This is a genomic window from Jannaschia seosinensis, assembly GCF_001408515.1.
Classification (GTDB): Bacteria; Pseudomonadota; Alphaproteobacteria; order Rhodobacterales; family Rhodobacteraceae; genus Jannaschia; species Jannaschia seosinensis.
The window spans coordinates 1-3,476 of sequence record NZ_CYPR01000176.1; the positions used below are offsets into that span (position 1 = coordinate 1).

The window sequence follows — 3,476 nt, forward strand, 5'->3', positions numbered from 1 at the left end:
CAGATGTCGGCAATGCTGCCAGGCAGGCTGCCATGAGCGGTCTCGGTCCACAGCGCCTTGCAGCGCTCTTCCAGCCACACATTCAACGCATCAAGATCCGGAAAGGCCGGCATCACCTGCCAGAGCCGGTGGCGCGCATCGCGCACGTTCTTCTCGACCTGGCCTTTCTCCCAGCCCGCCGCCGGGTTGCAGAAGTCGGGCTCGAACACATAGTGGCTGGTCATGGCCATGAACCGCGCATTCACATCGCGCTTCTTGCCAACGCCCACGCGATCCACCGCCGTCTTCATGTTGTCGTAGATCCCGCGGCCCGGCACGCCCTCAAAGACCCGGAACGCGTGCCAATGCGCGTCGAACAGCATCTCATGCGTCTGCAACAAATAGGCCCTGACCAGGAACGCGCGGCTGTGCGACAGCTTGATGTGGGCCACCTGCAACTTGATGCGCTTGCCGCCGACGGGGGCCCAGTCCTCGCTCCAGTCGAACTGGAACGCCTCGCCCGGCTGGAACACCAACGGCACGAATGTCCCGCGATCGGTCGTCTGCTGCGCGCGTTGCCGGTCTCCTTTCCAAGTCCGCACGAAGGCTGCGACACGCTCATACGAGCCGTCATAGCCAAGCTTAACCAGATCAGCGTGCATCTGCTTGGCGGTGCGCCGGTCCTTGCGCGACTTGCGCTGCTCCGTCACCAGCCAGCCTGTCAGCTTCTCGGCATATGGGTCCAGCTTGCTCGGCCGCGCCGGTGTCTGGAACCGGGGCTCAACGATCCCCGCCNGCAGATACTTCTTGATGGTGTTGCGAGACAGCCCGGTCCGCCGCGCGATCTCGCGGATGGGCATCTTGTCCCGTAACGCCCAACGTCGAATGACGCTCAAAAATCCCATGTCGATCACTCCAATAACCCCCGACAAATCCCGTCAGGGGCAAGATTCCACAAGGGTCAGTTCTCAGTGACAATTTAGACTGCTGCCGGGTCAGTTCTCAGTGACAGCCAACACCCGGTGCTCGAGCGCCTCACCCGGAGGCCCTACCGCGAGGTCGCCTTCCGACGAAAGGTGCGCGAGGCCTAGGGGTATCGCTGCGCGATGTCCGGGCTGATGCTGCGCAACGGCGGCGGGCGGCCTGAGGTGCAGGCGGCGCATATCCGCCCCGTTGAGAGCCACGGCAGCGATTCGGTGCGCAACGGGCTGGCGCTGTCGGGCATGCGTCACTGGATGTTCGATCGCGGCCTCATCTCCGTCGCCGACGACTGCAAGACGATTCTCGTCTCTCACAACAAGGTGCCCGGTGAGGTGGTGGGGCGGCTTATCGCGCCGGACGGGAAGCTTGTCAGGCCGGAAGAGCCGCGAAACGCGCCGCACCCGAAGAACCTGCGCTGGCACCGCGAGAACGTCTTCGGTCGGGCGTTGTCTGAAGAGTCCCCTCCATGGGCATAGCGGCACCACATGCCCCTCATGAATGCCCGGCGGGTTCTGACCGAGCGGAATAGATAGCCGCCAATCGAAAAAGGGCGCAGCGTTTGCTGCGCCCCTGCAAAGGACCGGGTTGGCGGTGAAATCAGGCGCGGTGCCGGTAAGGCTCGGGCAGGTCGGGTGGACAGAGGGGGGTCGAGGCGATCTTCTTCGCGTTCGCCGGCGTCGCGTAGGCGAGCATCAGCTTGAAGAGCACCGTCATCGAGCGCGAGTCTACATTGTCGGGCTCAACGAGGATGTCGGCCAGCGTGTCCTTCATCGCATTCAGCTGCCCTTCGCGGACCTTCTGCTGTCGTCCGGCGACCCGAGCGCCGGTGGTCGCGATGCTCTGGAGGAGCTTGTTGTCGCGGTCATTCAGCGCGTTAAAGTCGATCGGCGGCGCCTTCTTCCTCCGGCGCGGCTTTTCGGGCTGCGTCTGATCCGCCTTGCGCGGGTCGGGGTTGTTCTGCGGGTTCGCTTCTTCAGTCATTTTCTTAATCCCCGAGGTTCATGAGTAGATGGGCCATCCGGTCCCAAACCGGATCTTGGTTCGACCGAGACCGGCCGGAAGAAAATAAAAAAATTACTCCCGGGGAGGCTCACCGCGCGCGCGGTCACGATCGCCCCTGACCTGCGAGGTGAGCGTCATGATGCTGTGGGTCAGAGACTTGCGGGCCAAGGCAACCTGTTTGCGCAGCTCCATCGGCAGGAGGTTCGCGATGCGCACGATCGCATCGTCGGCCTGGCGGACCTCCTCGAAGGCGCCCGCCAACTCTGAGCGCGCCGCCGCCTGCTCATCCTTCCTCAGTCGCGCCACGGCCATTCCGAAGAGGCGCCGGGCGAGAGTGGGCTTGTCCGGGGCCGGGTCATGATCCTGCGCCGCTTCCGGCGTCTGGGCGTCCTCCGCGTAGAGCAGGTCGCCATCCGCGACAGCCTGCGCGACAGTCGGGATTCCGTCGGCTTCACGCTGCCTGTCGCTCGCAACCCGCTCGCGCTCAACAACAGCGGTCTCGCTTCGGACCAGCTTTTCCTCGCGCCCCTGAACATCTGCCTCGCGCTCAACGAGTTCGCACTCCTGCGCCTCGCGCCATTTTCGAGGGCTGACGTGCTGCCGATACGCTGGCAGGAGCTTCTGGACTTCATCCAGCCGGTGCCCCTTGCGCTGCTCCTTGCGGAGCTGCTCGTTGTGCTGAATCGCCTCCCGCACCCTCTTCTTGCGGCGCTCGCCGCGCGTGAGACCGATGTTCGCTGCGGCGAACCAGGCGCCAACGTCGTCCTAAGCCTTCTCGTAGTTGCGGATCGCGTCGTGCTTCGACGGCTGGAGCATCTTGCGCCCGTCCTTGGTCACGGTGCGCGGCAGGATCACAGCATGGATGTGGAATGCGCTTTCGTCCCGGTCGGCCCTCGCGTGGACGCAGTCGTCGCCGAAGGTCTTTTCCAGCCATTCGACGCCAAGCCGCTGGAAGGCCGCTTCGCGCGTCTCATAGTCGTCGCTGAACGGATCGCCTTCCGCGACTTTGAACCAGTCGGCATGGGCAGTCAGGATGATCTCGCGCATCGGGCCGTGCCGAGTGGCACGCCAAGGATCCTTCGGGCCTTCCGCGAGACGCCGCTGAAGCTCAGTCGAACAACGGCGCTTCTCGAGCTGGGCAAGCTCCTTCTTGTGGTTATCCCACTTCATGCGGCGGATTTCCTGGTACGCCAGTTGCGCCCAGTTCTTCTCCCCCAGAAGACGCTAACCCGGATAATTCACGAGAAGGCGGCGGAGGTGGCGTAACCGTCTGAAAATCTGTATTTTTTGGTTATCGGCGCCAAAGATTCAGATTTCAGCAGGACGACCTCCGCCATGACCCAGTCTACGTGCTCCACGCCCCGCCTGTCACCCCTTAACGGTAAGCCGATCCTGCTCGGGTTTGACGGCGCCGACATGAGCTCCGACGCCGGCCTGACCCTGCTGCGCGAGATCGAGCGCAGGGCGGGTCTGGCGCAGCGGCTCGCAGATTGCCTGCACGATCCGCGTGACCC

At 63.9% G+C, this 3,476-nt stretch carries 6 protein-coding genes; 2 read left to right on the plus strand and 4 right to left on the minus strand.

Features of this window, described 5'->3' with window-relative positions; all coding sequences use genetic code 11:
* The coding region (gene istA, locus JSE7799_RS13355; protein WP_055664066.1) for an IS21 family transposase at nucleotides 1-884 on the minus strand (884 nt) is incomplete at its 3' end.
* A gap of 201 nt (nucleotides 885-1,085) precedes the next feature.
* Here istA and JSE7799_RS13360 point away from each other — a divergent pair.
* A complete protein-coding gene (locus JSE7799_RS13360) occupies nucleotides 1,086-1,436 on the plus strand; it encodes an HNH endonuclease (protein ID WP_245624891.1) in 351 nt (116 codons plus the stop codon).
* Nucleotides 1,437-1,557: 121 nt separating this feature from the next.
* On the opposite strand, the gene JSE7799_RS13365 is transcribed toward JSE7799_RS13360, so the two are convergent.
* The 3 genes from JSE7799_RS13365 to JSE7799_RS13375 all read right to left on the minus strand — a co-directional run bounded on the left by JSE7799_RS13365 (nucleotide 1,558) and on the right by JSE7799_RS13375 (nucleotide 3,132).
* A complete protein-coding gene (locus JSE7799_RS13365) occupies nucleotides 1,558-1,941 on the minus strand; it encodes a hypothetical protein (RefSeq protein WP_055664062.1) in 384 nt (127 codons plus the stop codon).
* A gap of 93 nt (nucleotides 1,942-2,034) precedes the next feature.
* On the minus strand, nucleotides 2,035-2,658 hold the full coding sequence (locus tag JSE7799_RS13370) for a hypothetical protein (protein WP_055664063.1): 624 nt from the start codon (nucleotides 2,656-2,658) through the stop codon (nucleotides 2,035-2,037).
* 69 nt (nucleotides 2,659-2,727) lie between these two features.
* Nucleotides 2,728-3,132: a plasmid recombination protein gene (locus JSE7799_RS13375; protein WP_144431705.1), complete on the minus strand. Its 405-nt coding sequence runs from the start codon at nucleotides 3,130-3,132 to the stop codon at nucleotides 2,728-2,730.
* Nucleotides 3,133-3,297: 165 nt separating this feature from the next.
* Here JSE7799_RS13375 and JSE7799_RS13385 point away from each other — a divergent pair.
* The coding region (locus tag JSE7799_RS13385; RefSeq protein WP_186201942.1) for a transposase at nucleotides 3,298-3,476 on the plus strand (179 nt) is incomplete at its 3' end.